Genomic DNA, 26,625 nt, shown 5'->3' on the forward strand with positions numbered 1-26,625 from the left:
ATAAGTTCGCAACTATGTCTCCCGGGCGCGAAGACTGGTTGGTCGGGGGAGACCGACGTGTCGAGGCTGCTGAGCGCATCTACGCCGCGGCGGCCGAGATGGCCGCCCACGACGGGTTCGACGCACTGGACATCGATCTGCTGGCAGCACGGGTGCACTGCTCGCGTGCGACGGTCTATCGGCATGCGGGTGGCAAGGCGCAGATTCGCGATGCGGTGCTGGCCCGGTTGGCCGCTTCGATAGTTGACGAGGTGCGTCGAGCGGTCGAGGGACTGACCGGAGCGCAACGGATGTTGACCGCAATTACTGTTGCACTGCAACGTATTCGGGCTGACCCGATGTTCAATCTGCTGCGCGGCTCACTCCGCAGCGGAGGTGGGATGGCGGATCTGGCGCAGTCGCCGGTTCCTGCCGCATTCGCCTCCGAACTCACCGGACTGGGCGAGGATGATCCAGCGGCTGCAGCCTGGGTCGTGCGACTGGTGCTCTCGCTGTTGGTCTGGCCGGGTGTCGACGAGGCTGCCGAGCAGGAGATGCTGACGCGGTTCGTCGCCCCGGCGTTCGATGAGGCCCAGACCTAATCGCCGCGACGGACACATCGAAAGCCGATGTGACTCATACCGGTATCCACCATCTGCGGCCGCCGTGCGGCCGGGCGGTACCGCATGCAGTAGCTGTCGGCACACAGGAACGAGCCGCCCTTGATGACTCTGCGCCCGATCTGGAACTGCGGCTGGTTCGGGTCATAGGTGTCTGCAGCGCAGCACGGTGTGGTGGCTCTGTCCTCGCCGTACCAGTCGGTGGTCCACTCCCATGCGTTGCCCGCCATGTCGAACAAGCCGTAGCCGTTGGGCTCGAAGCTGCCGACAGGTTTGGTTGTGCCGTAGCCGGTTTCGGGCAGATACGGGAATTCGCCATGCCAGTAGTTGGCCAACTGCTGTCCGGGCTGCTCGGGTTCGTCGCCCCAGGTGTACGCGGCACCCACCAGCCCGCCCCGCGCCGCGGTCTCCCACTCCGCTTCGGTGGGCAGTTCCAGCCCCGCCCACTCCACGTAGGCGGCGGCATCATCGAAGGCGATGTGCACCACGGGATGCTGCTCACGACCTTTCAGTGACGAGCGGGGTCCGCGTGGGTGGTTCCAACACGCACCCGGCGTCCATGCCCACCACTGGTTGATGTGCCGTAGATCCACCGGGCCGGCGGTGCGGCGGAACACCATCGAGCCGGGCACCAGGTTCTCCGGCGGGGCCCCCGGGAAGTCATCAGGGTTCACCGGACGCTCGGCGATCGTGAGATAGCCCGTGGCATCGACGAATTCGGTGTACTCGGCGTTGGTCACCTGGTGACGCTGGATCCAGAATCCCGCCGTGGCAACTTCACGCGCCGGCGCCTCCTCCGGGTAGTGCGCGTCAGAGCCGAGGATCGCCGTCTGCGCCGGAATCCACACCATATCCGCTGCGGTCATACGTCGACTCTGCGGTGAGGGGGAGGATTTCTCAGTCAAAGACCGTCGCCCAATCATCACGCATGCTCGCCACCGTCCACCCTCGGTCGGCGGCGAGTCCCAGTACCTTCTCCGCCCCTGCGGTGTAATCGAATTCGCGCTCGGCGTCATCGTGGCGCACCAGCATGCTCAACGACGGACCGGGTCCGGCGCAGGTGTACTCGAGCATCTGGATATCGCCGTTCGAGTTGCCCGCGGCGAAGATCGGCCGCCGGCCGATCCTGCCCCAGATGCGCACCGCCTTGACCGGGCCGTCGTTCAGGAACTCCGGTGTGGCAGTCGTCTTGAGTTGCCCGTCGACGAAATCCAATCCCACCGAACTGCCGATCACCCGCTCCGGCGGAACACCGTACATCGATGTCGTCACCGGACGCATGAAATCACGCCCGCCGCCGGACACGATGTAGTTGGTGAACCCGTTGGCCTCCAGGTAACGCAGCAGTTCCACCATCGGCTGATAGCCGCACGCGGTGTACGGCCGCTTCAACGTCGGGTGCTGCGCTTCGGCGAAGAACGCTGCGATCCGGTCGGCATGGTCCTCCACGGTCAGGCCCGCGTATGCCGAAAGTATGCCTCCGGCAAGGACCTTGAGGGCCGAATCATCACCGTTGTAGTGCTTGGTGACGGCATCTCCGAACCAGGCCAGATCCCCGGCAGCCGCAGCCGTGTACGGCTGCTTGGCCGCCAGTGCCGGGTCGGCGGCAGCCTGTTCAGCCAGCCGTCGGACCAGGAAATCCAACTGGATGTAGGCCGGCTTCTCACACCACAACGTGCCGTCGTTGTCGAATACGGCGACGCGCTTTTCTGGAGCAACCCGCTCGGTGACGCGGCCCACGAAGTCGACGATGGCCGACTTCGTCGGGCCGTCGGCCCAGGAACGCAATTCCGTCACGTTCTAGCCGCCTCCGGTCGCGAGAAACTTGTTGAGCTCCTCCACGGCGTGATTGATGGTGAACGAGGCCGGCTCCTGACGTGGTGGAAATTCCTTGAACGTCTCCAGGAACTGGGTCACGATCGCGGAGCCGTAGAACATGAGGAACAGACGGTCGATCATCCAGTCCCAGTACGTGTTCGATGTCACGTCCGCACGCTCGAACGGGTCGGTGCGCAGGTTGAACAGCTTCGGCGCACGCAACTTGGTGAACGGTTCGAACCATACCTGCAGCGTGCCCTGACAACGCTGCTCCATGAACACGATCTTCCAATTGTCCGCTCGGATGCCCAGCACGTCGCCATCGTCGGAGAAATAGATCATTCCGCGCCGCGGGCTCTTGTCCACCTCGCCGGTCAGGTACGGCAGCAGGTTGTACCCGTCGATATGAACCTTGTACTCGGTCTTTCCGTCGGCCCCGGCCGTATGGCCCTTCTTCAGCTTCTCGACGATGTCGGCATCACCCGCCGCGGCCAGGAAGGTGGGCAGCCAGTCATGGTGCTGCACAATCTCATTGGAGATCGTTCCCGGCTTGATCTTCCCTGGCCAACGAACCATCTCCGGAATGCGGAAGGCGCCCTCCCAGTTGGTGGCCTTCTCACTGCGGAACGGGGTGGTCGCACCGTCCGGCCAGGAGTTCGCGTGCGGGCCGTTGTCCGTCGAGTAGATGACGATGGTGTCCTCGGCGATACCCAGTTCGTCGACCAGGTCGAGAAGGGTACCGACGTTGCGGTCGTGATCGATCATGGTGTCGTGGTACGGCGACTGCCAGCGGCCGGCCTGCCCGCGGCTCTCCGGCTTGGTGTGGGTCCGGAAGTGCATGTGGGTCAGGTTCATCCACACGAAGAACGGTGTGTCCGCCTCATGCTGACGTTTGATGAAATCTGCACACGCCGAGGTCGTTTCGTCGTCGACGGTCTCCATCCGCTTCTTGGTCAGCGGTCCGGTGTCCTCGATGCGCTGTTTGCCGACAGGGCCGTACCGCGGGTCGACCTCGCCGGAGTCCTCTTCGGTGGCCCAGGAGTGAATGACGCCTCGAGGCAGCAATGCGGCCCGCATCTTCGGGGCTTCCTCGGCGGTGGGGTAGTCCTCGTGCTCGGGTTCCTCCTCGGCGTTGAGGTGGTACAGGTTGCCGAAGAACTCGTCGAATCCGTGCGCGGTGGGTAGGAACTTGTTCAGATCGCCGAGGTGGTTCTTGCCGAATTGCCCGGTGGCATAGCCCAGCGGCTTGAGCAGTTCGGCGATCGTCGGGTCCTCCTTCTGAAGTCCCACGTCCACGCCGGGCATGCCTACCTTGCTCATGCCGGTGCGATACACGCTCTGACCGGTGATGAACGACGCCCGGCCCGCGGTGCAGCTCTGTTCGCCATAGGAATCGGTGAACAGCATGCCTTCGTTGGCGATGCGGTCGATGTTCGGCGTCTGGTAGCCCATCATGCCGCGGCTGTAACAACTGAGGTTCCAGATTCCGATGTCATCGCCCCAGATGACGAGGATGTTGGGTTGGTTGTTCGGCATGTGTCAGGCCTCGCTCTCGTATCGGATTGTTTGTGGCGCCTGCTGCCAGTTCTCCCGACCTGGCCCCGACGTTATGCGTCCATGGCAGAGCCGAGGACGGACTTGAGCGCCCTCTCAGGGAATATTCAAGTCTGAAAAGCCCCGTCAGTCCTTGGCGAGAAATTCGTGCAGCTTCTCGACGGCTTGATCCACGCTGAAGCTCGCCGGAGCGTGCCGGGGCCTGAATTCTTCAAATGTTTCAAGGAACTTCGTGGCCATCGCGGTGGCGTAGAACACGAAGAAGTCGTGCCGCAGGAGCCACTCGTAGTACGTGTTGGACGTGATGTCGGCGTACTCGTACGGATCGGTACGCAGGTTGAACAGCTTCGGTACCCGCAGCGGAGTGAACGGTTCGGCCCAGATTCGCAGCGTGCCCTGGCAGCGCTGCTCGGCGAACACGATCTTCCAGTTCTCGAATCGCATGGCGACCAGATCTCCGTCGTCGGAGAAGTAGAAGAAGCCGCGCCGCGGGCTGGTCTCCTCCTCACCGGTCAGGTAGGGCAGCAGGTTGAACCCGTCGATATGGACCTTGTACTCGGTGTTTCCGTCGGCACCGGCCTTGTGGCCCTTCTTGAGCTTTTCCGCGATATCGGGATCACCCGCGGCGGCCAACAAAGTGGGCAGCCAGTCGTGGTGCTGGATGATCTCGTTCGAGACCGTGCCCGCCTTGATCTTTCCGGGCCAGCGGACCAGCTCCGGAACGCGGAAGGCGCCTTCCCAGTTGGTGTCCTTCTCGCTGCGGAACGGCGTGGTGCCGGCGTCAGGCCAGGTGTTGCGGTGCGGGCCGTTGTCGGTGGAGTAGATGACGATGGTGTCGTCGGCGATGCCGAGTTCATCGAGGACGTCGAGGACGGTGCCGACGTTGCGGTCGTGATCGATCATCGTGTCGTGGTACGGCGACTGCCACAGCCCGGCCTGCCCACGGCTTTCTGGCTTGGTGTGGGTGTACAGGTGCATGTGGGTGAAGTTGCACCAGACGAAGAACGGATTGCCCTCGCCGTGCTGGCGTTTGATGTAGTCGACCGTCGCGTCGGCGATGTCCTCGTCGATGGTCTCCATCCGCTTCGTGTTCAGCGGCCCGGTGTCCTCGATGGACTGCTTTCCGACCGGCCCGTATTTGGGGTCATCGGCTTCGGTTGATACCTCGTCGGTGGCCTTGCACTTCAGAACACCTCTTGGCTTGGCCAACTTGTAGAGCCTGGGATACCGGTCTTCGTGCGGGTAGTCGTAACTTTCGGGTTCCTCCTCGGCGTTCAGGTGGTAGAGATTCCCGAAGAATTCGTCGAAGCCGTGCACGGTCGGCAGGTACTTGTTCAGGTCGCCGAAGTGGTTTTTGCCGAACTGTCCGGTGGCGTAGCCCAACGGCTTGAGTAGCTCTGCGATCGTCGGATCCTCGGCGGCCCAACCGATGTCGGCTCCAGGAATTCCGACTTTGCTCATTCCGGTGCGGTACACACTTTGCCCACTGATGAATGCAGCGCGGCCCGCGGTGCAGCTTTGCTCACCGTAGGAATCGGTGAATCGCATGCCCTCATTGGCGAGGCGGTCGATGTTCGGGGTGCGGTAGCCCATCAATCCGTCGCTGTAGCAACTGAGATTGCTGATTCCGATGTCGTCGCCCCAGATCACCAGGATGTTCGGCTTGCCGTTGGGCATGGTGCGGTCCTCCTGTTCATCCCCGACTTTTCGGTCTCTGACCGACGGTATGTGGTTTTGTGGGCCGCCGGTGGACTTCACCACGCTTCTCAGCGGATATTTACCGAGGCGTTCACTTTCGTCGGACGTATTGCCTTGTTGTCCAAGCAAATATCGTCCGGCAACGCCGACACGAACATCTGTTGACCGGCAGATGGCCTCGAATCCTGGTGCAGGCTGGATATTCTGTCGGGATCGTGGGTTCGACCCGTGCCGACTGTCCGGGCGACGTCTGGGTTGCTCTGGTTGTCGCAGGAGCACTGCCGATGGCTAGGTGCGCCATTCGGCTACGAGTCGCTCGCGGAACTGTGACGCAATGGGTTCAGGGGGATCCATGAGCAGATTCACCGAGGCGATGTACGCGAACGCGCACGCAAGTACCAGGGGGATGGTGACCGGTGAACCACATGCGCCGGTGCGGCGTACCTGGGAACAGGTACACCAGCGGGCGCGTCGGGTCGCGGGCGGCCTCGCTGCGGCAGACGTAGGCCGCGGCGACGCGATCGCCATGCTGGCCGGGCTTCCGGTCGAGGTCGCCCCCACTGCCCAGGCAGTTTGGATGCGTGGCGCCAGCCTGACCATGCTGCACCAACCCACCCCTCGCACCGACCTTGTGAAATGGGCTGCGGAAACAGCCGAGGTGGTGAAAGCCATCGACACCGACACCGTTGTGCTGTCCGAGCCGTTTCTGGGTGCCGCGCCTGCGCTGGCCGAGCGCGGGCTGACCGTTGTCACCATCGAGGATCTGCTCGGTGCGGAGCCGATCGACCCGGTGCAGGTCGACGAGGACGACCTGGCGCTGTTGCAGCTGACATCGGGCTCCACAGGGCCTCCCAAAGCGGTTCAAATCACCCACCGCAATCTGTATGCCAATGCTGAGGCGATGTTCGTCGGCGCCGAGTATGACCTGGAAACCGACGTGATCATCAGCTGGCTGCCGCTGTTCCACGACATGGGGATGACCGGGTTCCTGACAGTTCCGATGTACTTCGGTGCGGAGCTGGTCAAGATCACGCCGATGGATTTCCTGCAGGACGCGTTGCTGTGGGCGAGGCTCATCGACAAGTACAAGGGCACGATGACCGCCGCGCCGAACTTCGCCTATGCACTGTTGGCCAAGCGCTTGCGTAGACAGGCCAAACCCGGCGAGCTCGACCTGTCGACGTTGCGATGGGCGCTGTCGGGTGCCGAGCAGGTCGAGCCGACCGACGTCGAGGATCTGTGCGCTGTCGGCAAGCAGTTCGGCTTGCGACCAGAAGCGATTCTGCCGGCGTACGGCATGGCCGAGACCACGGTCGCGGTTTCGTTCTCGGAGTGCAACTCCGGCCTGGTGGTCGACGAGGTGGATGCTGACATCCTGGCGACGTTGCGACGTGCGGTGCCGGCGAAGAACGGTAATCGTCGCCGGCTGGCGACACTGGGCCCGTTGCTCAGTGGGCTGGAAGCCCGCATTGTCGACGAGGACGGGAAAGTGCTTCCGGCCCGCGGTGTCGGAGTGATCCACGTCCGCGGCGAATCACTGACCCGCGGTTACACCACGGCGGCGGGATTTGTGCCGGCGCAGGACGAGCGGGGCTGGTACGACACCGGCGACCTGGGCTACCTGACGGAGAACGGCCACATCGTGGTCTGTGGCCGCGTCAAGGATGTCATCATCATGGCCGGACGCAATATCCATCCGACCGACATCGAGCGTGCGGCCGGCCGCGTCGACGGCGTGCGGCCGGGTTGCGCCGTTGCGGTGCGACTGCATTCCGGCCGTTCGACGGAGTCCTTTGCCGTCGCAGTGGAATCACACGCGTTCGATGACCATGGCGAGGTCCGCCGTATCCAGCATGACGTCGCCCATCATGTCGTCACAGAGGTCGATGCACGGCCACGCACCGTCGTCGTCCTGCCGCCGGGAGCGATCCCGAAAACACCGTCGGGCAAGCTTCGTCGGGGGTATGCGCTGTCCCTGGTCGGTCACTGACCCGCCAAAGTGCTGGCATCCTCGGTGTGCGCGGCGCACAGTTGTAGGTGGAGGTATCCGACATGTACGACAAGGATCTGACCAACAAATGGATCGTCGAGATCGAGTTCTCCGAGGACGACATCCATACCCACGCCTCGGCCCGGGCACAGCTGCGCGACGACACGATCTCCACCACCGGAGATGCCTACCGAAATCCCAGGGACCCCGGCGCGCCGATGATCGGTGAGGAGATCGCCGCGGCTCGTGCCCTCATCAATCTGGGTAGTGATCTACTGCATGCCGCATCGGCACGAATCGAACAGTCGACGCACCATCCGGTGCATCTGTACCGCTGAGCTACACGCTCGCGGGTTGCTTGGCCGGCTGGCTTTCCATCTGACGGAACAGGTCGACGTAGTACGGCATGCACTCGGCCATCGCCCGCTCGGTGGTGAACAACGGCTCGTAGCCCAGATCGCGCTTGGCCTTGGCCACCGAGAAGTAGTTGTTGAGGTAAAGCCGTTCCACCGCAAGGGGTTCGATCAACGGTTCAGGAAGACCGAACTTGAAGTGCAGCCACTGCCAGGCCATCATCGCCTTGTGCACCAGACGCCCTGACACCCGGAAGGTGGGCAGCGGACGCCCGCACGCGGCGAGCACCGGCCGAGCGAACTCGAACATGTTGACGGGCTCGCCATCGTTGATGAAGTAGGCCTGGCCGGGTGCGGTGCCACCGGGGACCAGATGCTGGCCGGCCAGGATGAACCCGTGGATCAGGTTGTGCACGTAAGAGTTGTCCAGCTTGATGTTCTTGTTGCCGACAAGCACCTTGACGTGCCCGGCGAGCACATTCTCGAACACCTTCCGGAACATGGTCTGATCGCCGCGGCCCCAGATACCGCTGGGCCGGATCGCGCACGTGAGCATGTCGTGCTTGCCGTTCTCGCCGAGCACGAACTTCTCGGCAACGACCTTGGTCTCGGTGTACAGGTCGTTGAACCGGGCGGTGTACGGCATGGTCTCATCGCCGTTGACGATGTCCTGCCCGCCCATTACCACGCTGTTGGATGCGGTGTAGACGAAACGCTTGACGCCCGCTTCCTGCGCCGCGTGCACGAGGTTCTTGGTGCCCTCGACGTTGACGGCGAAGCTGCGCTGCCGGTACTCCTCGGTGACCGAGGCGCCGCCCATCAGGTCGATGATGGCCGCGGTGTGGATGATCGTGTCGATGTCCTTGACGGCTGTGGCCACGGTCTGCTTGTCGCAGATGTCGCCCTCGATGACCTCAAGGCCGGCATGGTCGCCCAGTGGTGACGGCGCGCGGTCGAAGGAGCGCACCGTGTATCCGCGGTCGAGCAGTTCGGTCACCAGGTTGGCGCCGACGAAGCCGGAGCCGCCGGTAACCAGGACGCGGCCGAGTTCAGTGGTCAGAGATGGGTCACCCATGACGGGCAGCTTAACTGAAACAGGTTCCAGTTTCGAGCGTGATCGAGAAAAATAGTTGCTGGATCAATCTTCTTCGGGCTCGCGCGCAGCCAGCGCCTGCTCGACCCGCTGCCGTGCTCCGGCTAAGTGCTCTTCGCATCGTTGTGCCAGCTTCTCGCCTCGCTCCCAGAGGGTTAGCGAAGCATCGAGGTCCAACCCGCCCTGCTCCAACTGGTGCACTACGGCGATCAGTTCGTCGCGGGCCTCTTCGTAGCCCAGTTCACTAATAGGCTTCATACTCACATCCCCCTATTCGCTGCCGTCGCTGACAGCCGAGATCACCCCGTCGGACACCCGGACCCGCAATCGGGTGCCGTTCGGTGCGTCGGCCACCGTACGCAGAACTGTTGGCGCCCCTGACGCCGGGACCGCCTGGACCACCGCATAGCCGCGGGCCAGGGTGGCCGCCGGGCCGAGCGCGGTCAGCCGCGCCGACAGGTGGCCGACGGTGTCGGCTTCCGCGGCGATCAGTCGCGTGATGTCACGTTGGGCGGTGGTCCTGGCCCGCGTGATCTCGTCGGCGCGTGCGGTGAGCGCCGCCAGGGGTTGCGCGAGTACCGGGCGGCTGCGTACCTGCTCCAGGTGGTGCTGCTCGCGGTGCACCCAGTTGCGCAGCGCGCGTGCGCTGCGCCGGTGCAGATCGGTGATCAAAGCCTGTTCGGCAACCGCGTCGGGAACGATCCGCTTGGCCGCGTCGGTCGGGGTGGCCGCGCGCAGGTCGGCGACGAGATCGGACAGGGGAGTGTCGGGTTCGTGGCCGATCGCACTGACCACCGGAGTGCGGCAGGCGACGATGGCCCGGCACAGCGTCTCGTCGGAGAACGGCAGCAGGTCCTCGACGCTGCCGCCGCCGCGGGCCAGGACGATGACGTCGACGTCGGGCATGGCGTCAAGCGCTCCTAGAGCTTCTACGAGCTGCGGCACCGCGTTGGGACCCTGAACGATCGTGTTGCGGATCGCGAAGCGCACCGCGGGCCAGCGGGTGGTGGCGACCGTCGTCACGTCCCGTTCGGCGGCCGAGGCGCGGCCGGTGATCAGGCCGATGGTGTTGGGCAGGAACGGGATCGGCCGTTTGAGTCGCGGGTCGAATAGTCCTTCGGCCTCCAGCAGCCGGCGCAGCCGCTCGATCCGGGCCAGCAGCTCACCGATGCCGACCGCGCGAATCTCACTGACCCGCAACGAGAATGTGCCGCGGCCCGTGTAGAAATTGGGCTTGCCACAGATGATCACCTGGGCGCCCTCGGACAGCTTGACCGGGGCGTTGCGCACGAGATCGCGCGGGCAGGTCAGCGTCAGGGACATATCGGCCGCCGGATCCCGCAGCACCATGAAGACGGTTTTGGAATCAGGGCGGATCTTGAGCTCGGTCAGCTGGCCCTCGACCCACACGGTGCCGAGCCGGTCGATCCACTTGGCGACGCGGGTCGCCACAGCGCGGACCGGCCAGGGGTTCTCCGGCGACTGGCCCGGTTCGGTCACTTCGCGGTCGCGCGCGTGATCCTGTTGGCGAGCAACGTGACGAACGGTGCCCGGGCCCGGCCGTTCTCCTCGTAGGCCAGCAGTGCCTCAAGGTCGGCCACCCGCAGCGACGCCAGCCGGGCGCGCAGCTGAGCCAGCGTCAGCGCGTCGTACCCGAGGTCACCAGCGATGTCTGGCGTCCCTCCCGAGCCGGAGCCACGTGCGGCCTTGCCGTTGGTCGAACCGGCCGACTCGGGCTCCCCGGTGCTGTACAGCGCGAACCGTCCCTCGGTGCGCCGGTCGCCGTCGGTGGACGGAGTTTCCCCGGCCGTCTCGCCGTTGAGGTCGGAGTCGAGATCCTCGTCGAAGGTGGCCCACTCGGGCTGCTCGTCCTTGGGCGGAAACAGCTGCTCGAGCGTTTCGTCGCCCTTGACCACCAACTCGGCAAGGTTCTGCTGGACGTGCATGACGAGGTTGGCCGCCTGGCTGGCCACCGTCATGGGATAGGTCAGGATGGTTTGGGGCAGCTTGCGGGTTTCCTCGATCGCGGTCGCCGCCGCGCCCACCAGCAGCCGGACCCCGTACGGTGCAGTTCCCATGAGCACCAGACTAGCCACAGCCACGGCTGGCTCCGTTGCGTTGTCGCCCCGTACCCTGGAGACATGCCGCCGACAATCAACATGGGTATCCCGGGTGCCACCAGCTCGGTGAGGTCAGGCGGCGGTTCGCAAGCCTCCGGCAAACGGGTCCTGCTGGCCGAGCCACGCGGATACTGCGCCGGTGTGGACCGCGCTGTCGAGACCGTGGAACGCGCACTCGAGAAGCACGGCGCCCCGGTCTATGTGCGCCACGAGATCGTGCACAACGTGCACGTCGTCGAAACGCTCGCCAAGGCCGGCGCCGTCTTCGTCGAAGAGACCAGCGAGGTGCCCGAAGGGGCCATCGTGGTGTTCTCGGCACACGGCGTCGCACCGACGGTTCACGTCGAGGCCGCCGCACGCAATCTGAGGACGATCGACGCCACCTGCCCGCTGGTCACCAAGGTCCACAACGAGGCCAAGCGGTTCGCCCGCGACGACTACGACATCCTGCTGGTCGGCCACACCGGGCACGAGGAGGTCGTTGGCACCGCCGGCGAGGCGCCTGACCACGTCCAGGTGGTCGACAACCCGGACGCGGTCGACAACGTCACCGTGCGCGACGAGAACAAGGTGATCTGGCTGTCGCAGACCACGCTGAGTGTCGACGAGACCATGGAGACCGTGCGGCGGCTGCGCGAGAAGTTCCCGACGCTGCAGGATCCGCCGAGTGACGACATCTGCTACGCCACCCAGAACCGCCAAGTCGCGGTCAAGGCGATGGCACCCGAATGTGAGCTGGTGATCGTGGTCGGCTCGAAGAACTCATCCAACTCGGTTCGGCTGGTCGAGGTGGCGCTCGGTGCGGGATCCGACGCCGCCCACCTGGTCGACTACGCCGAGGACATCGATCCGGGCTGGCTGGAGGGCGTCACCACGGTGGGCGTCACCTCTGGGGCATCGGTGCCCGAGGTGCTGGTGCGCGGTGTGCTCGAACGGCTTGCCGACTACGGCTACGGGACAGTGCAGCCGGTGACCACCGCCAACGAGACATTGGTGTTCGCGCTGCCGCGAGAGATCCGTCCGCCGCGCGCCTGATCCCGCGTTGACGCGTTGACTGAAGCCGGGCCGCGGCCCGGCTTCAATCGTCGTACGGCCTCAGTCGTCGTACGGCCTCAGTCGTCGTACTCCCAGGAGTGCCGTCCCCGGGCCGCTGACCGCGGTCGCGTCCGGTGCTCCACTCGGTGATCCTCGTCGTCAGAACCGCGGTACCGCACCCGTGACACCGGATGGTGCGTCGACCGGCCGGAACCGGTGGGCGGATCGAACGATTCCTCGAACGGCTGATAATCGTCGAATCGACGACGCTGGCGCTGCGGGCGCTCACGTGGGGTTTCGAACGCGCCGGCCTCACGTCGCTCGGGCGGAGGTTGCTTGCGCGGTTCGCGGGGCTGGGTGCGTACCCGCCGGCGCGGCTCGCCGGCGCCGGGCTCGGCCGAGCGCGGGGGCCTGGGCCGCCGTGGTCGCTCGGGAATCGCGCCGTCCAGTTCGTTGCCGGGATCACCGGCGGCCGCACGGCTCGGACGGGGCCGAGGCGGAGCGGTGCGCTTGGTCGGTCTGCGCTCGCCCCGGGGCCGCCCGGCAGCTGCTCCGGCCGCCGCTGCTGCGGCGGTGCCGGGTTCTGCGCCGGCCGGACGTCGCCGTGGCGGCCGTTCGGAGGGGCGACGGCGCGGCGGGGCTTCCGCGGCGGGATCGTGCTCGGCGGTCCAGCCCCGGCGCATCGACGCCGTGGCCGGTTTGCGGAGCACCAGCCCGGAAAGTTTCTCTGTGACAGATGACACAATTCCCGCAACAGCCGTCGCCTTGGCCGTTTCGGCCCCCGTGGCCGTCCCGGACGCGTCGTCGGTTTCCGCCGTGCGCGATGTCAGGCTGACGTACCACCGGCCCAGGCCGATCAGCAGCACCGTGGCCGAGAGGAACAGCATCAGCGGGAAGCGCTCGATCAGGGGATATCCACAATTGATGGCCAGGTCTTTCGCACCCTGCAGCTCGCCCCCGTGGAACAGGAAATACGACCCGGGTACCGCGACGAACAGGATCAACGGGGGCTGGATCACCGCGGTGAACAGCCCGGCCTGTTGAACGGCCAGAACAGCCAGGATGCAACCGAGGGAATAGCAGATCGCGAACACCGAACTGAGCTCTCGATCACCCGAACCGGCGTCGAAAGCAAAGCCGATCGCGGTAGCCGTGATCGCCAAAAGGACAGCTCCCCACCACGGCACACCGGCGAATCGCGGGTGTACAGAGCGATGGTCAGCCGGCACTGCCGACTGTGCGCGCTGTCCTGACACACGTTGACCGTACCGGCTCTCTCTGGCCGCGTGCTGCCAGCTCGCGCTGGCGTGCCGGTCACACCGGCCTAGACTCTCTTCTCTGTGAGCCTGAACCTGGGAATCGTCGGTTTGCCCAACGTCGGAAAGTCGACTCTGTTCAATGCCCTGACGCGTAACGACGTGTTGGCGGCCAACTACCCGTTTGCGACCATCGAGCCCAATGAGGGCGTGGTGCCGTTGCCCGACCCCCGGCTCGACAAGCTCGCCGAGATCTTCGGCTCGGAGAAGACGGTGCCGGCGCCGGTGACGTTCGTCGATATCGCCGGCATCGTCAAAGGCGCATCCGAGGGCGCCGGCCTCGGCAACAAGTTCCTCGCCAACATCCGTGAATGCGACGCCATCTGTCAGGTGGTCAGGGTGTTCGCCGACGACGACGTGATCCACGTCGACGGCCGCGTGGATCCGCGCTCGGACATCGAGGTGATCGAGACCGAGCTGATCCTGGCCGACATGCAGACGCTGGAGAAGGCGGTGCCACGGCTGGAGAAGGAAGCCCGCAACAACAAGGAACGTAAGCCGGTGCTGGATGCCGCGGTCGCGGCCCAGGCGGTTTTCGATGACGGAAAAACGCTGTTCTCGACCGGCAAGGACTGGTCGGTGCTCCGTGAGCTCAACCTGATGACCACCAAGCCGTTCCTGTATGTGTTCAACGCCGACGAATCGGTACTCACCGATGAGGCCAAGCAGGCCGAGCTGCGTGCACTGGTGGCCCCGGCCGACGCGGTGTTCCTGGACGCCAAGATCGAATCGGAGCTGATCGAGCTCGACGACGAGTCCGCCCAAGAGCTGCTGGAGTCGATCGGGCAGACCGAGCGCGGCCTGGACGCGTTGGCCCGCGCCGGTTTCCACACCCTGCGACTGCAGACCTATCTGACGGCGGGGCCGAAGGAATCACGCGCCTGGACCATCCACCAGGGCGACACCGCACCCAAGGCGGCCGGCGTCATCCACACCGACTTCGAGAAGGGCTTCATCAAGGCCGAGGTGGTCTCGTTCGACGATCTCGTCGAGGCCGGGTCGATGGCCGCGGCCAAGGCCGCCGGCAAGGTCCGCATGGAAGGCAAGGACTACGTGATGGCCGACGGGGACGTGGTGGAGTTCCGGTTTAACGTTTAACGTCAATAACGTAAGGCGTTATATAATGCTCTGGTGATCAGATCGTTTGGTGACAGGGACACCGAGCAGATCTGGCACGAGCGGTACGTCAAGGGCGTGGACCCGACGCTCCAACGCGCAGCACTGAGGAAGCTGGAGCTGATCCATGCGGCGAAGGTCGTTGAGGATCTTCGAATCCCTCCGGGCAATCGCTTGGAGCGACTCGTCGGCGACCGTCGTGGGCAGCACAGCATCCGGGTGAACGCGCAATGGCGTATCTGCTTCGTCTGGAGAGAAGGAGGTGCGGAGGATGTCGAACTCGTCGACTACCACTGAGAGTGATCTGATCGAGCCGATCCATCCAGGGGAGATCCTGATGGAGGACTTCATCGAGGGCTTCGGGATCACGCAGAACAAGCTGGCCGTGTCCATCGGGGTTCCACCGCGTCGGATCAACGAGATCGTGCACGGTAAGCGCGGTATTACTGCCGACACGGCGATCCGTCTCGCGCGATACTTCGGAACTTCCGAAGAGTTCTGGATGAACCTTCAGTCGCACTACGAATTGCGGACCGAGCGGCGCGCGCTGAGGGACCAGGTCGCCGCGATCACTCCGCTGACGAGGGCATAGTCAAATGACGGAAAGCCTTACGTGCCAATGGGAACTGATCCGCGATGTCGTGCAACGCTCCACCGGTCCCTGCGCCATTGCGTCGGTCGACGCAGAGGGCGGCCCGACGGTCACCCCGATCGGCACCGTGTTCCTGCGCGATGACTGCACCGGCTTCTACTTCGACCAGTACACCGAACGCCTTGCGGAGAACCTCGATCGGACCCCGCGCATCTGCCTGATGGCGGTCGACAACGGCCTGGCCTTCTGGCTTCGCTCCTTGCTGGCCGGGCGGTTTCGCAAAGCCATCGGCGTCCGCCTCTACGGAACCGCTGGCCCTCGCCGCGCGGCGTCTGCCGAGGAACTCGACGCGGTCCGCCGGCGTGTCCGTCTCACTCAATGGACCAAAGGCGGACGGGCGCTCTGGTCGGACTTCAGCCACGTGCGCGATCTGACGTTCAGTGAAGCGCGATTCGTGCGGTATCCGGGCATGATGCCGGAAATCCACTGCCGCTGACGTGGATTCGCATGGTCCGTCGACGCAACTGGCGCACTGATGTAGGGCTCAGCCGGGCGCCGAAAGTGAAGAAGTGTGCGAGATTTTCGTGAAATCTCGTCATCTTCTTCACTTTCGCTCACGGTGTCGCCGTCATCCGAGATCGGAGATGATCGCCCGAACTGCGTGATCGATACCCGCGGCCGTGTCAACGCAGCCTCAATCGTGTCTATCCGTACATGTACGGCAGCAATCTCAGCGCTGAGACGGTGCGCGAGCGTGGTCTTGCCTACTCCCGGGAGGCCCGATAGGGCGATCAGCGTCGGTGTGGACTTTCGGATGACCATCGTCTCGATGGTATGAGTCCTCAGTTCGACGTGTGACCCCGTGTTAGCGTGAATGACGTGGCGGCGATGCCTGCCACGTTCTGCGCTTCCAGGTGAAAGATCGCCTGAATCATTGCGGAGAGGTCTGAGCTGATCAGGACATGTCCGAATGGGGTGTGGTGCCTTCCGGCGCGCCAACTCCATTGCGCCGGTGGCCATACCGGTTGACGAAAGGACATGACAGTGGCCAACAAGGACGAGAAGAACCTCAAGCAGGTCCTCGACAAGATCGCGGGGATGGATGAGCCTGCGCGGGGCGTCATGCAGCGGATGCACGACGTGATCGTCGCTGCCGCACCCGAACTCAAGCCCCGCATCTGGTACGGCATGCCCGGTTATGCCAGGTCTGCGAGCAGCCCCGTCCTCGTGTTCTTCCGCAATGACGAGCTGATGAGCCTTGGGGTGAGCGAGAAAGCCACGCTCAACCCCGCGGGAGGCAGGGACGGACTATTGATTCCCGCTGCCTGGTACTTCGATGACCTGGACGACGTCACCGAGCAGCGTGTCGCCGAGATCGTCCGGGCGGCGATCGAGTGACAGGTAGTCCGAACTAGTTGATGATCTCGCCGCGGTGGTCGGCGTGGATTGCGGCGAGCCGGTCTCGCCACATCTGGAGATCTTCGGGTGTCAGTCGAGTCCAATCTGTCACCTCACCGACGATCCGGAGCGGCGCCGCGCTGCGATAGGACCGAGTGGGATTGCCGGGGAATTTCTTGTCGGTGACGTTGGGGTCGTTCTCGAAATCCCCGGTCGGTTCCACGAGATAGACGCGCGGGACTCCGTCGCCGGCAGCGAGTTCGGCGGCGAGCCCCGCGCCGTCGCGCAACGCGGTGAAATAGATGTGGTTCATCACGACCTCGGGCCGGTAGTTGGAACGGAAGCCGGCGGTGAGGAGATCGCCCACCCGCAGTTCAGCCTTGGTGCCGTGAAAGAACGGTCCGTCGTCCAGTGCCCCGCCCATCTCCCCAGGCTACAAAGGTCGTGGCCTGGGGGATGTCGGTGCACTCATCTAGCGTGCGCGGCATGCCGCTTGTATCGATCCGCATCATCACTGCCGATGTGAAGCGTCTCGTCGCTTTCTACGAGACAGTCACCGGAGCCGAGGCCGTCTGGGCCAACGAACTGTTCGCTGAGGTTCCCACGCCCGTTGGCACACTGGCCATCGGTAGCGATAAGACGGTGCCCCTCTTTGGCGTCGGGTCCGCTGAGCCGGCGGCGAATCGAAGCGCCATCGTCGAGTTCATCGTCGACGACGTGGATGCCGAGTACGAGCGGCTGCGAGCGCACCTGTCCGACGTTGTCACCGAGCCGACCACGATGCCGTGGGGCAACCGGGCGCTGCTTTTCCGGGACCCCGACGGAAACCTCGTCAATTTGTTCACTCCCGTCACCGACGAGGCGCGTGCCAAATTCGGAGTGTGACGCCCAGATGATCCGCCTCAGTCGGCGATCACCGAAATCTCATCGCCCAACCGGTAGCCGGCGGTCAGCGGCAATTCGTCGCCGCTCCAGAATGAGCCGGGATCGAACCAGTTGTAGCGCTTTTCGGTGGAGAGCAGGCCCATCTCCTCATAGGTGATGGCCACGGTCTCTGCGCAGTAGGCGGTTTCCAACCCAACCTGGCGGGTGCGGGCCTTCTTGCGCTCGGCCGACTCGCGAACCCTGCTGTGTACGAAGGGAATTCCACGGGTGAAGTCGCTGACTACCGGTACCCGTCCACGCAGCCAGCGCCCGGTCAGCCGTGCCGTGGTGGGGAAGGCGGTGCCGTTCATCCGGGCGATCACTTTGAGGAGCTGATCCTCCTGCTCGCGGGACGCGAACGGGGTGAGCTGACGCAACCAGCAGCGCTGCCCGTAGGAATTCTCCCAGCGTTCGACGGCCTGGCGCGCATCGTTGAGTTGGACTCCGCGATGGTTGGTGCCGGTCCACATGTCGAGCAGCTTGTCGCCGAGCTCGGCGTGCCAGATCAGCGGCGGCAGGTCGTCGATCGCCACGGTCATCCCGACGTGGTTGACCGGGCTGTTGGTCAGGGTCTGGATTGCCCGGTCCGGCCCGGACCCACCGCGGAACAGCCAGATATCGCCAGTGCGGGTCTCCTCCAGTGCCTTGGTCAGTGACACCGTATTCGCTTTCACGACCGCAGCTTAGGCACACTTTGAGCATGCGGAGCATCTGGAAGTGGGTCGGGATGGCCGGTGTCGCCGGCGTCGTGGCGGGTGGGGTCATGGTGGCGCGGGATCAGCGCCGTCGCAAGGCCTACACGCCGCAGGACATCCGGGAGCGGCTCCACCAGCGGTTGGCCGAGGCCGAGCACGGCGAACCGAAGCGCTGACTCCTACTGCATCAACTCGGCAATGTCGGTGGGTATCGGTGCGACCGGCTCGCGGCGCACGCCGTGGTGCGGTGACCACACCAGGTTCACCCGCAGCGCCGGGTCGAGATCGGGGTAGTCGGAACGGATGTGGCAGCCCCGGGTCTCACGTCGTTCCAGCGCACACTCGAGCGTGGCGCGGGCGGAAAGCACTGCGGACCGGAGGTCGAAGGCGTGCGCCAGGTCCGCGAAGCCGCTGATGTCGGTGTGCACACCCACGCCGGCGATGCGCGCCTCGATCTCCCCGAGCGCTGCCAATCCGGAGAGCAGGCCGGTCTCGTCTCGGACCACTCCGGCGTGCTCGGTCATCAGGTTGCGCACCGCACGCTGCAACCCGCGGATGTTCTCACCGCCATCGGCGGCCAGCAGTCGGTCGACTCGCGCCTCAGCTTCACGGACCGCCGCCAGTGAGCGACGCTGGGCGGTGAGCCGCGCCGAGTAGTCGGCTGCGGCTTGCCCGGTCAGCCGGCCGTAGACCATCACCGCGATCAAGGAGTTTCCGTCCAGCAGGCCCGCGCCGTGCAATCCGGTGGTGGCTTCGCCGGTGACGAACAGCCCGTCGACCTCGGTGCCGTGGTCCTGGGGCCGGACCGCGACCCCGCCCAACGAGTAGTGCGCGGTCGGGGCCACCTCGATCGGGTCCCGGGTGACGTCGCGCCCCTGGAGCTCCAACACGGTCTGGTACACCTGCGGCAGTCGGGTCATGACCTTCTCGGCAGGCAGATGCGACAGGTCCAGCCAGACCCCGCCGGTCCGGGTACCGCGCCCCGCCGTGATCTCGGCGTAGGACGCCATCGCGGCCCGGTCCCGACTGGTGCGCTCCATGCGTTCGGGGTCGTATCGGGTCATGAACCGTTCGCCGACGGTGTTCAGTAGTAAACCGCCCTCTTCGCACACCGAATCGCTGATCAGTGTCCCTGCCGCGTTTTCGGGACCGAGTAAGCCGAATGGCCGGAACTGCACCAGTTCGGCGTCTCGCAATCCGGCGCCCGCCTCGGCGGCGAGGCGGAACGAGTCGCCGGTGTTCTCGTCCCGGCGGGCCGATGTCCGGCGCCAGATCCGGGTGTGGCCACCTGTCGCCAGGACCACCGCGTCGGCATGCACGAGATACCGTGCGCCGTCGACGAGATCGAAGCCGTAGGCGCCGAAGACCGCTCCGTCGTTCACCAGGATCTGAGTCACATAAACCGTCGGGAGGATCGGGATCCCGAGCCGGACCGCGTGTTCACGCAGGACGCGTTGCACTTCGCCGGCGTCGGCCTTGCGCCGGTACGGATGGGTCCCGGTGGCCCGTCCTGCGTCGTGACGCTCGAAGCGCATGCCGAAGCGCTCCAGGTCGTGGATGCCTTGGGCGGCGCCCTGGGCGACCCGCTGCACGGTGCGTGGATCGGCCAGCAGGCGGCTTTCCAGCAGGGTGTCGGCCGCGTGCTGTTCCCAGCCGTTGCCGGTGTCCAGCGCCGCGTTGATCCCGCTGAGGGTCAGACCGGTGTGATCGTCATCCGGTGTGTGCTTGCCCACTGCCGTGACCGCCACGCCGGCCTCGGCGAGTTCGATGGCCACTCGCAACCCGGCACCCCCGACCCCCACCACCAGGACAGACGTGGCGAGCTGATGTTCGCGGGGTGACATGGAATCTCCTGGGGCAGACGACTGGTTAGAAGTACCGACCGGGCGGCGTCACGGTTTGTGACAATCCCGGTAGATTTCTCGCCAGCCGTGCACATCCGTGCCGCCCAGCCCTGCCAGGAGCCGTACGCATGAGTGCCAGCCCGTTGCCCAACCTGGTTGGCAGGCAACGCGAGTGCACGCAGTTGACCGACCTGCTCAGCGGGCTGCGCCGGGGTGAATCGGCGGTAGCGGTGATCCGGGGCGAGGCCGGCATCGGGAAATCGGTGTTGTTGGACTTCGTGGCGGCCCAGGCCTCGGGGATGACCGTGACCACCGCCCGCGGGATCGAGGCGGACATGGAACTCGCCTATGCCGGCCTGCACCAACTGTGCGCACCGTTCCTCGGCACGGTCGATGCGCTGCCCGAGCCGCAGCGGGATGCGCTGCGGGTCGCCTTCGGGTTGGCCGCCGGTGATCCGCCGGATCGGTTCCTGGTCGGCCTGGCGGTTCTGACCCTGCTCACCCGGGCCTCAGAGACAAAGCCCGTACTGGTCATCGTCGACGACGCCCAGTGGCTGGATCAGGTGTCCGTGCTGACGTTGGAGTTCGTGGCGCGCCGGCTGTTGGCCGAGGCCGTCGCGATGGTCTACTCCGTGCGCGATCCAGAGGGCCAGGCGGTCCTCAAGAACCTGCCTGAACTGCGGCTGGGAGGTCTCGAGCCGGCAGCGGCCGGTGAACTGCTGGAGGCCGCGGTGGAGGGGCGGCTCGAGGAGCGCGTACGCGATCGGCTGGTCGCCGAGACCTCCGGCAATCCGCTCGCGCTGCTTGAGCTCTACCGCGGCAGCAGTGCCGCTGAGCTCGCCTACGGCGTGGAGGCGGGGACTGCGACGGCCCGCGAATCGGTGTCGAGTCGCATAGAACAGGGCTTCGCCGACCGGATCCAGATGCTGCCGGCGCCGACCCGAACGCTGCTTTTGATCGCGGCGGCGGAGCCGATCGGGGAGGCCCGGCTGTTGGTGCGCGCGGCCGAGGCGATGGACATCGCGCCCGATGCCGCGCCCGCCAAGGCGGCCGGTCTGATCGAATTCGGCGAGTCCGTCCGGTTCCGCCACCCGCTGGTGCGCTCGGCGGTGTACCGGCAGGCCGATCCCGAGGAGCGCCGGGCAGTCCACCGGGCCCTGGCGGCCGTCACCGACCCGGTTCTCGATCCGGACCGCTGCGCCTGGCACGCGGCGGAGGCCGCCGATGGGCCCGACGAGGAGGTCGCGGCGGGCTTGGACCACGCGGCGGGCCGGGCGCGGCAGCGCGGTGGGATGGCGGCCGAGGCGGTCCTGCTGGAGCGCGCCACCGAGCTGACCCCGGACCTCTGGCAGCGCGGGCGGCGGGCGCTCGCGGCGGCCGAAGCACATTTCTCGGCCGCCTCCCCGGATCGCGCGACCGAGTTGGCCACCCTGGCCAGCTTGTGCCCGCTCGACCCGTTGGACCAGGCCCGGCTGGCACGTCTGCGGGCCCGAATCCTGTTCGGCCGCAGTCGCAGTGACGAAGCGGCTCCATTGCTGCTCGACGCCGCCGCGCAATTCGCGGCCGCCGGGTCGCCACTGGCCCGCGAGACCTATCTGGAGGCGATCAGCGCGACAGTCTTCGCCGGCCGGGTCCACGGAGCCGCCGGCGCCAAGGCCGCGGCGGTCGCCGCCCGGGCTTCCGGCGCTCCGCCGTCGAACTCCGAGGCCGCCGACCTGCTGTTGGACGGCGTCGCCACCCTGCTGGCCGACGGCTATGAGACCGGTGTGCCGGCATTGCGCCGGGCCTTCGAACCGTTCGCGCAGGAGGACCTGCACAGCCGTGAGGCGACGATGCGATGGCTGCTGCTCGTGCCGGTCGCGCTGGAATCGTTCATCCACTACGGGTGGGATCTGCCCGCGTGGGACACCTTCGCCACCCGGGCGGTGAGGCTCGCCCGTGACATCGGTGCGCTCGGGGCGTTGCCGCCGGCGCTGATCTACCTGGGTGGCGTCTACATCCACCATGGCGACTTCGCCACGGCCGCCCGCATGATCGACGAGGCCGACGCGATCTCCACCGCGACCGGACAAACCCCACACGCCTACGCCTCGCTGGTGCTGGCCGCGTGGCGCGGTGAGGAGGATGCCGCTGCCGGCCCGATCGCGGAGGCCAAAGCCCGTGCTGCCCAACACGGCGAGGTCTCGCTCCTGGGGGTCACCGGCTATGTCCAGGGAGTGCTGTACAACGGCCTGGCGCGGTACGACGAGGCACTCGCGGTGGCCCGGGCGGGCATCGAGCACGACGGCTACAACTTCACCGGGCTGTCGTTGGTCGAGCATGTCGAGGCCGCGGTGCGGTGTGGCGAGCTCGGGGCGGCCCAGACATCGCTCGATCGTCTGGTTGAACTGACGCGCGCGGCCGGTTCCGGCTGGGCACGTGGCGTCAGCGCGCGCAGCCGAGCCCTGCTCGCCGACGATGACGAGGCGGACGCGCTGTACCGCACGGCCATCGAGGAACTTGCCCGCGACCGCGTGGTCGTCGAGGTGGCACGCACCCACCTGCTCTACGGCGAGTGGTTGCGCCGGAACCGTCGGCGGGCACTGGCGCGGGAACACCTCCGCACCGCACACCAGATGTTCGATGGCATGGGAGCCACGGCGTTCGCCGAACGGGCGCGGCGCGAACTGCTGGCCACCGGTGAGCACGTGCGAAGCCGGGAAGCCGGGCCGACGACCAGCCTGACCCCGCAGGAGGCGCAGATCGCCGCGTTGGCCGCCGCCGGAATGACCAACCCGAAGATCGGCGCGGAGCTCTTCCTCAGCCCACACACCGTGGAATGGCACCTGCGCAAGGTGTACACGAAGCTCGGCATCAGCTCCCGCCGCGAGCTGCCTGGTGCCCTGGCACCTTCGGGCTAGCCCCGCTACGTAGCCGGCCCGCGTAGTCCCGTGGTGCACAGCCCACGGACTCGACCACGCAGTTCCGTGGCGCGACGGAGGCCCCGTGGCATCCAGGGTGGAGGCATGTCGACACCGGATGAACTGGGCATGGCTCTCGACATCTTTCTCACCCATCGCACGCGGCTGTTCGGTATCGCCTACGGAGTTACCGGAGAGACCTGTGGCGCCGAAGACCTGGTCCAGGAGGCCTGGCTGCGGTGGCAGCGCACGGACCGCGCGATCGTGGAGAACCCGGCCGCATTTCTGACCACCACCACGACGAACCTCGCGATCAACGTCATCCAGTCGGCCCGGCACCGCTACGAAGCACCGACCGCGTCGCCATTGGACTACCTGGTCGACACCGGCGACGACGAGCCCGTGTCGCGGACCGAACAGACCGCTCTGGTCGAGGAGCTGCTGGCGCTGCTGATGGCCAGGTTGACGCCAGGGGAGCTGGGCGCCTACGTGCTGCGCAGAGGGTTCGACTATGCGTACGTGGACATCGCCGCGTTGCTGCGGACCAGTGTCGCCAACGCGCGGCAACTGGTTCGCCGGGCCCAGACCCGCCTCGACACCGGTGAGCGCGTCTCAGCAGTCCGGATTGCCGCGCACCGCCGTCTTGCCGCCGCGTTCCTGCAGGCCGCGCGCACCGGTGATCGGCGGGATCTGGAGCACATCCTCGCCGGCGGCTACGCCGCCTCCCGAGCCGCATGAGTCCCGATACCTCAGGCCGGTTGGCCTGGACCGTCGAGACGCCTCGTGTCGAGGAGATGGCGCGACTCGACGGAACGCGGGGACGGCTTGTCGGCCGGCGATGGGAGCGCACGGCCCTCGACGACATGGTCACGGCGGTGGCGGGCGGTCGCAGTGCAGCACTGGTCCTGCGGGGAGAAGCCGGCATCGGCAAGACCGCGTTGCTCGACTACGTGGGCGACCACGCGCCCGCATGCCAGGTGGTGCGCGTCGCGGGGATCGAGGCGGAGGCAGAGCTGGCTTTCGGCGGGTTGAACCGGCTGTGCGAGCCCTTCCGGAAACATTTCGACCGGCTACCTGTCCCACAGCGGTCGGCGCTCGAAACGGCGTTCGGGCTCAGCGCGGGCACTCCCGCGGACCGGTTCCTCGTCGGACTGGCAGTCCTGAGCCTGTTGGCGGAAGCGGCGGCGCGGCAGCCCGTGGTGTGTTTGATCGACGATGCGCAATGGTTGGACCGGATTTCCGCTCAGACCTTGTCGTTTGTCGGTCGCCGGCTGCTGGCCGAGCGGGTGGTGCTGCTCTTCGCAGTACGCGAGCCCGTAGTGGGCGATGCCCTGGCGGATCTACCTGCGCTGCGGATCGAGGGCCTGGGCGGTCACGACGCCCGGACTCTGCTGGCACGGGGCTGCCCGGGCCGCGTCGACGACCGGGTGCTCGATCGTATTCTGGCCGAATCCCGGGGGAATCCACTTGCGCTCCTGGAACTTCCACGTGAGGTGACGGCTGCGCAGGTGGCCGTGTGGACCGACCGGATCGACGACCAACCGCTGGCCGGCCAGATCGAGAAGGGTTTCTTGCGTCGCCTTCGTTCGTTGTCACCGGGGGCCCAGCTTCTGGTGCTGCTCGCCGCGGCTGATCCGGTGGGAGATGCTGCGTTGTTGCGCCGCGCGGCCGTGGAGTTGAACATCGACACCGTCGCCGCCGGCTCCGAAGCTCAGGCGGGCGAGCTACTCACCATCGGCACGATGGTCCGGTTCCGGCATCCGCTGGTGCGCTCGGCGGTATACAAATCGGCGACGACACTGCAGCGCCGGCAGGTGCACCGGGCGTTGGCTGAGGCGACGGACCCCGAACACGACCCCGATCGACGTGCGTGGCACTTGGCAAGTGCGGCAGGTCAGCCCGATGAAGGTGTGGCCGCAGGCCTCGAGCTGGCGGCTGCCCGCGCCCGCGCACGCGGTGGTGCTGCCGCGGCGGCCGCATTTCTCGACCGTTCCGCCGAACTCACGCCTGATCCGCGTCGTCGTGGCTCCCGGTCGCTGGCAGCAGCGCAGGCCAAGAGCGAGGCAGGCGAGTTCGGTGAGGCTCTCGAACTTCTCGACGACCTCGCGGCGCTGCCGTTGACCCAGCGTGAGCATGCCCTCGCCGAACTCGTGCGTGGGCGAAGTCTCTTCTCGTTCCGGAGCGCGAGCGCGGGTCTGCCCTCACTCCTCGGCGCGGCCAAACAGCTTGAGCCACTTGACTCGGCGTTGGCAACCGAGACCTACCGTGATGCCCTCTACGCCGCCCTCACCGCCGGCAGATTGCCTGACGAGGTCGGGGTGGAGCAGGTGGCGGCTGCGATCCTCGCGATGCGGCGGCCCGCGGACCCGGCTTGCTCAGATCTGCTCCTGGAAGGCGTTTCCCGGATCACGGTTGCGGGTTACGCGCAGGGGGCGCCGCTGGTTCACCGTGCCCTCGCGGCCTATCGAACAGGAGGGTTCTCCCCAGCGGATGGGTTGGGCTGGCTGCCCTTGGCGTGCCGATTGGCGCACAACACTTGGGAATTCGACGCCTGGTCCACGCTGTCGGCCAGGTTGGTCGAGCTTGCTGTGGACGCCGGCGCACTTGCCGTCCTGCCGTCGGCGCTGCTGCTGCGGTTGTCGAACCGCGTTTATGCGGGCGACCTGGCCGCGTCCGACGCGCTGGTCGCTCAGGCCGCAACGTTGGGCGAGGTCACCGGAAGCAGTTTCTTCGCGCACTACGGCGCCATGGTCGTCGAACCGTGGCGAGGCGACGAGACGCGCACGATGCAAGCGATCGATCTGATCACCTCCGACCCGTTGTTGCGCGGCGAGGGCAAGGCACTGACGGCGACGGAGTGGGCAGCCGCGGTACTGTACAACGGACTCGGCCGGTATGACGAGGCGCTCCTGGCTGCTCGGCGTGGATCGGCATATCCACGGGAGCTTGGACTGTCGACATGGTCGATGGTCGAATTGGTCGAGGCGGCAGCACGATCGGGGGTGCCGGCCGAGGCGACCGAGGCGGTGCGACATATCGAGAACATGGCTGCGGTGAGCGGGACCGACTGGGTGCGCGGCACGGCGGCCTACGTCGGCGCGCTGGTGGCTGACGGTCCCGTCGCCGAACAACGCTATCGGGAGGCGATCGAGTTTCTTGAGCGTACGGACGTCCGAATGCTCACCGCACGAGCCTATTTGGTGTACGGCGAGTGGCTGCGGAGCGAACAGCGACGGGGCGAAGCCCGGCAACGCCTCCGCCAGGCATACGCCCTGCTGAGCGACTTGGGCGCCGACGGGTTCGCTGAGCGGGCCCGCCGAGAACTCGCCGCCGCAGGGGCAGCGACGTCGGCCAGGGCAACGGGCCGGCGGGCGGTCGACGCCGCGTCGCTCACCGCGCAGGAGATGCAGATCGCCCGGCTCGCCGCCGACGGACTGACCAATTCGGAGATCGGCGCGCAACTGTTCATCAGCGCTCACACCGTCGAGTGGCACCTGCGAAAAGTGTTTGGCAAGTTGGGTATCCGTTCCCGTCGGCATATCGCGTCGAAGCTGGGGAACTAGAGGCTGTCACAGAATCG

At 66.2% G+C, this 26,625-nt stretch carries 26 protein-coding genes and 1 pseudogene; 14 read left to right on the forward strand and 13 right to left on the reverse strand.

Annotation, left to right across the window (positions count from 1 at the left end; genetic code table 11):
* Positions 1 to 14 precede the first annotated feature (14 nt).
* Positions 15 to 581 (forward strand): TetR/AcrR family transcriptional regulator, encoded by a 567-nt coding sequence (locus ACZY08_RS19680; RefSeq protein WP_463746299.1) that lies wholly within the window; start codon positions 15 to 17, stop codon positions 579 to 581.
* Here the strand turns inward: ACZY08_RS19680 and ACZY08_RS19685 are convergent.
* The 4 genes from ACZY08_RS19685 to ACZY08_RS19700 all read right to left on the reverse strand — a co-directional run bounded on the left by ACZY08_RS19685 (position 578) and on the right by ACZY08_RS19700 (position 5,648).
* A complete protein-coding gene (locus tag ACZY08_RS19685) occupies positions 578 to 1,465 on the reverse strand; it encodes a formylglycine-generating enzyme family protein (RefSeq protein WP_463746300.1) in 888 nt (295 codons plus the stop codon). The genes ACZY08_RS19680 and ACZY08_RS19685 overlap by 4 nt on opposite strands.
* Positions 1,466 to 1,496: 31 nt before the next feature.
* A complete protein-coding gene (locus ACZY08_RS19690; RefSeq protein WP_463746301.1) occupies positions 1,497 to 2,396 on the reverse strand; it encodes an HAD family hydrolase in 900 nt (299 codons plus the stop codon).
* Positions 2,397 to 2,399: 3 nt separating this feature from the next.
* Positions 2,400 to 3,953 carry an arylsulfatase gene (locus ACZY08_RS19695; protein ID WP_463746302.1) on the reverse strand — a complete coding sequence of 518 codons (1,554 nt, stop codon included), beginning with the start codon at positions 3,951 to 3,953 and terminating at the stop codon, positions 2,400 to 2,402.
* Positions 3,954 to 4,097: 144 nt separating this feature from the next.
* Positions 4,098 to 5,648: an arylsulfatase gene (locus ACZY08_RS19700; RefSeq protein WP_463746303.1), complete on the reverse strand. Its 1,551-nt coding sequence runs from the start codon at positions 5,646 to 5,648 to the stop codon at positions 4,098 to 4,100.
* Positions 5,649 to 6,021: 373 nt separating this feature from the next.
* Between ACZY08_RS19700 and ACZY08_RS19705 the strand changes: the two genes are divergently transcribed.
* On the forward strand, positions 6,022 to 7,659 hold the full coding sequence (locus ACZY08_RS19705; RefSeq protein ID WP_463746304.1) for a fatty acyl-AMP ligase: 1,638 nt from the start codon (positions 6,022 to 6,024) through the stop codon (positions 7,657 to 7,659).
* A gap of 62 nt (positions 7,660 to 7,721) precedes the next feature.
* The gene (locus ACZY08_RS19710) at positions 7,722 to 7,997 is read left to right on the forward strand and encodes a DUF1876 domain-containing protein (protein WP_463746305.1); all 276 of its coding nucleotides are present in this window, start codon (positions 7,722 to 7,724) and stop codon (positions 7,995 to 7,997) included.
* Between the two features lies 1 nt (position 7,998).
* Here ACZY08_RS19710 and ACZY08_RS19715 read toward each other — a convergent pair whose 3' ends face one another.
* The 4 genes from ACZY08_RS19715 to ACZY08_RS19730 all read right to left on the reverse strand — a co-directional run bounded on the left by ACZY08_RS19715 (position 7,999) and on the right by ACZY08_RS19730 (position 11,183).
* The gene (locus tag ACZY08_RS19715) at positions 7,999 to 9,087 is read right to left on the reverse strand and encodes a 3-beta-hydroxysteroid dehydrogenase (RefSeq protein ID WP_463746306.1); all 1,089 of its coding nucleotides are present in this window, start codon (positions 9,085 to 9,087) and stop codon (positions 7,999 to 8,001) included.
* 63 nt (positions 9,088 to 9,150) lie between these two features.
* Complete coding sequence (locus ACZY08_RS19720; RefSeq protein WP_463746307.1) at positions 9,151 to 9,363, reverse strand: exodeoxyribonuclease VII small subunit; 213 nt, start codon at positions 9,361 to 9,363, stop codon at positions 9,151 to 9,153.
* 12 nt (positions 9,364 to 9,375) lie between these two features.
* On the reverse strand, positions 9,376 to 10,605 hold the full coding sequence (gene xseA, locus ACZY08_RS19725) for an exodeoxyribonuclease VII large subunit (RefSeq protein WP_463746308.1): 1,230 nt from the start codon (positions 10,603 to 10,605) through the stop codon (positions 9,376 to 9,378).
* On the reverse strand, positions 10,602 to 11,183 hold the full coding sequence (locus tag ACZY08_RS19730) for a lipid droplet-associated protein (RefSeq protein WP_463746309.1): 582 nt from the start codon (positions 11,181 to 11,183) through the stop codon (positions 10,602 to 10,604). Before ACZY08_RS19730 ends, xseA begins: the two co-directional genes overlap by 4 nt.
* A gap of 63 nt (positions 11,184 to 11,246) precedes the next feature.
* Here ACZY08_RS19730 and ACZY08_RS19735 point away from each other — a divergent pair, with 63 nt between their 5' ends.
* Complete coding sequence (locus tag ACZY08_RS19735; protein WP_463746310.1) at positions 11,247 to 12,260, forward strand: 4-hydroxy-3-methylbut-2-enyl diphosphate reductase; 1,014 nt, start codon at positions 11,247 to 11,249, stop codon at positions 12,258 to 12,260.
* Between the two features lie 77 nt (positions 12,261 to 12,337).
* Here the strand turns inward: ACZY08_RS19735 and ACZY08_RS19740 are convergent, their stop codons facing one another.
* Positions 12,338 to 13,516, reverse strand: coding sequence for a DUF6542 domain-containing protein (locus tag ACZY08_RS19740; protein ID WP_463746311.1), 1,179 nt, complete (start codon positions 13,514 to 13,516; stop codon positions 12,338 to 12,340).
* 84 nt (positions 13,517 to 13,600) lie between these two features.
* On the opposite strand from ACZY08_RS19740, the gene ychF reads away from it, so the two are divergent.
* From ychF to ACZY08_RS19760, 4 genes are read left to right on the forward strand one after another with little or no spacing between them, the layout of a single operon-like run.
* A complete protein-coding gene (ychF, locus tag ACZY08_RS19745; RefSeq protein WP_463746312.1) occupies positions 13,601 to 14,674 on the forward strand; it encodes a redox-regulated ATPase YchF in 1,074 nt (357 codons plus the stop codon).
* Positions 14,675 to 14,707: 33 nt separating this feature from the next.
* The gene (locus ACZY08_RS19750; RefSeq protein WP_463746313.1) at positions 14,708 to 14,989 is read left to right on the forward strand and encodes a type II toxin-antitoxin system RelE/ParE family toxin; all 282 of its coding nucleotides are present in this window, start codon (positions 14,708 to 14,710) and stop codon (positions 14,987 to 14,989) included.
* Positions 14,964 to 15,284: a HigA family addiction module antitoxin gene (locus ACZY08_RS19755; protein WP_463746314.1), complete on the forward strand. Its 321-nt coding sequence runs from the start codon at positions 14,964 to 14,966 to the stop codon at positions 15,282 to 15,284. The genes ACZY08_RS19750 and ACZY08_RS19755 overlap by 26 nt, the downstream gene beginning before the upstream one ends.
* 4 nt (positions 15,285 to 15,288) lie before the next feature.
* Complete coding sequence (locus tag ACZY08_RS19760; protein WP_463746315.1) at positions 15,289 to 15,780, forward strand: pyridoxamine 5'-phosphate oxidase family protein; 492 nt, start codon at positions 15,289 to 15,291, stop codon at positions 15,778 to 15,780.
* 194 nt (positions 15,781 to 15,974) lie between these two features.
* Here the strand turns inward: ACZY08_RS19760 and ACZY08_RS19765 are convergent.
* Positions 15,975 to 16,304: pseudogene (locus ACZY08_RS19765) on the reverse strand (P-loop nucleotide/nucleoside kinase family protein); the annotation flags it as partial.
* 18 nt (positions 16,305 to 16,322) lie between these two features.
* Here ACZY08_RS19765 and ACZY08_RS19770 point away from each other — a divergent pair.
* Complete coding sequence (locus ACZY08_RS19770) at positions 16,323 to 16,682, forward strand: DUF1801 domain-containing protein (protein ID WP_463746316.1); 360 nt, start codon at positions 16,323 to 16,325, stop codon at positions 16,680 to 16,682.
* Between the two features lie 13 nt (positions 16,683 to 16,695).
* Here the strand turns inward: ACZY08_RS19770 and arr are convergent, their stop codons facing one another.
* Entirely contained in the window at positions 16,696 to 17,106 is a 411-nt protein-coding gene (gene arr / locus ACZY08_RS19775; RefSeq protein ID WP_463746317.1) for an NAD(+)--rifampin ADP-ribosyltransferase, read from the reverse strand.
* A 62-nt stretch (positions 17,107 to 17,168) separates the two neighbouring features.
* On the opposite strand from arr, the gene ACZY08_RS19780 reads away from it, so the two are divergent.
* Positions 17,169 to 17,567, forward strand: coding sequence for a VOC family protein (locus ACZY08_RS19780; protein ID WP_463746318.1), 399 nt, complete (start codon positions 17,169 to 17,171; stop codon positions 17,565 to 17,567).
* A 17-nt stretch (positions 17,568 to 17,584) separates the two neighbouring features.
* On the opposite strand, the gene ACZY08_RS19785 is transcribed toward ACZY08_RS19780, so the two are convergent.
* Positions 17,585 to 18,265, reverse strand: coding sequence for a guanylate cyclase (locus ACZY08_RS19785; protein WP_463746568.1), 681 nt, complete (start codon positions 18,263 to 18,265; stop codon positions 17,585 to 17,587).
* A 41-nt stretch (positions 18,266 to 18,306) separates the two neighbouring features.
* Between ACZY08_RS19785 and ACZY08_RS19790 the strand changes: the two genes are divergently transcribed.
* Complete coding sequence (locus ACZY08_RS19790) at positions 18,307 to 18,477, forward strand: hypothetical protein (RefSeq protein ID WP_463746319.1); 171 nt, start codon at positions 18,307 to 18,309, stop codon at positions 18,475 to 18,477.
* 3 nt (positions 18,478 to 18,480) lie between these two features.
* On the opposite strand, the gene ACZY08_RS19795 is transcribed toward ACZY08_RS19790, so the two are convergent.
* Positions 18,481 to 20,145 carry an FAD-binding protein gene (locus ACZY08_RS19795; RefSeq protein ID WP_463746320.1) on the reverse strand — a complete coding sequence of 555 codons (1,665 nt, stop codon included), beginning with the start codon at positions 20,143 to 20,145 and terminating at the stop codon, positions 18,481 to 18,483.
* A 128-nt stretch (positions 20,146 to 20,273) separates the two neighbouring features.
* Here ACZY08_RS19795 and ACZY08_RS19800 point away from each other — a divergent pair, with 128 nt between their 5' ends.
* The 3 genes from ACZY08_RS19800 (at position 20,274) to ACZY08_RS19810 (ending at position 26,608) form a co-directional block, all read left to right on the forward strand.
* On the forward strand, positions 20,274 to 23,045 hold the full coding sequence (locus ACZY08_RS19800) for a helix-turn-helix transcriptional regulator (protein WP_463746321.1): 2,772 nt from the start codon (positions 20,274 to 20,276) through the stop codon (positions 23,043 to 23,045).
* Positions 23,046 to 23,150: 105 nt separating this feature from the next.
* Positions 23,151 to 23,783 carry a sigma factor gene (locus ACZY08_RS19805; RefSeq protein ID WP_463746322.1) on the forward strand — a complete coding sequence of 211 codons (633 nt, stop codon included), beginning with the start codon at positions 23,151 to 23,153 and terminating at the stop codon, positions 23,781 to 23,783.
* Positions 23,780 to 26,608, forward strand: a complete 2,829-nt coding sequence (locus tag ACZY08_RS19810; RefSeq protein WP_463746323.1) for a LuxR C-terminal-related transcriptional regulator — start codon at positions 23,780 to 23,782, stop codon at positions 26,606 to 26,608. Before ACZY08_RS19805 ends, ACZY08_RS19810 begins: the two co-directional genes overlap by 4 nt.
* Positions 26,609 to 26,625 lie beyond the last annotated feature (17 nt).

Source organism: Mycobacterium sp. IDUB_9 (assembly GCF_055419505.1).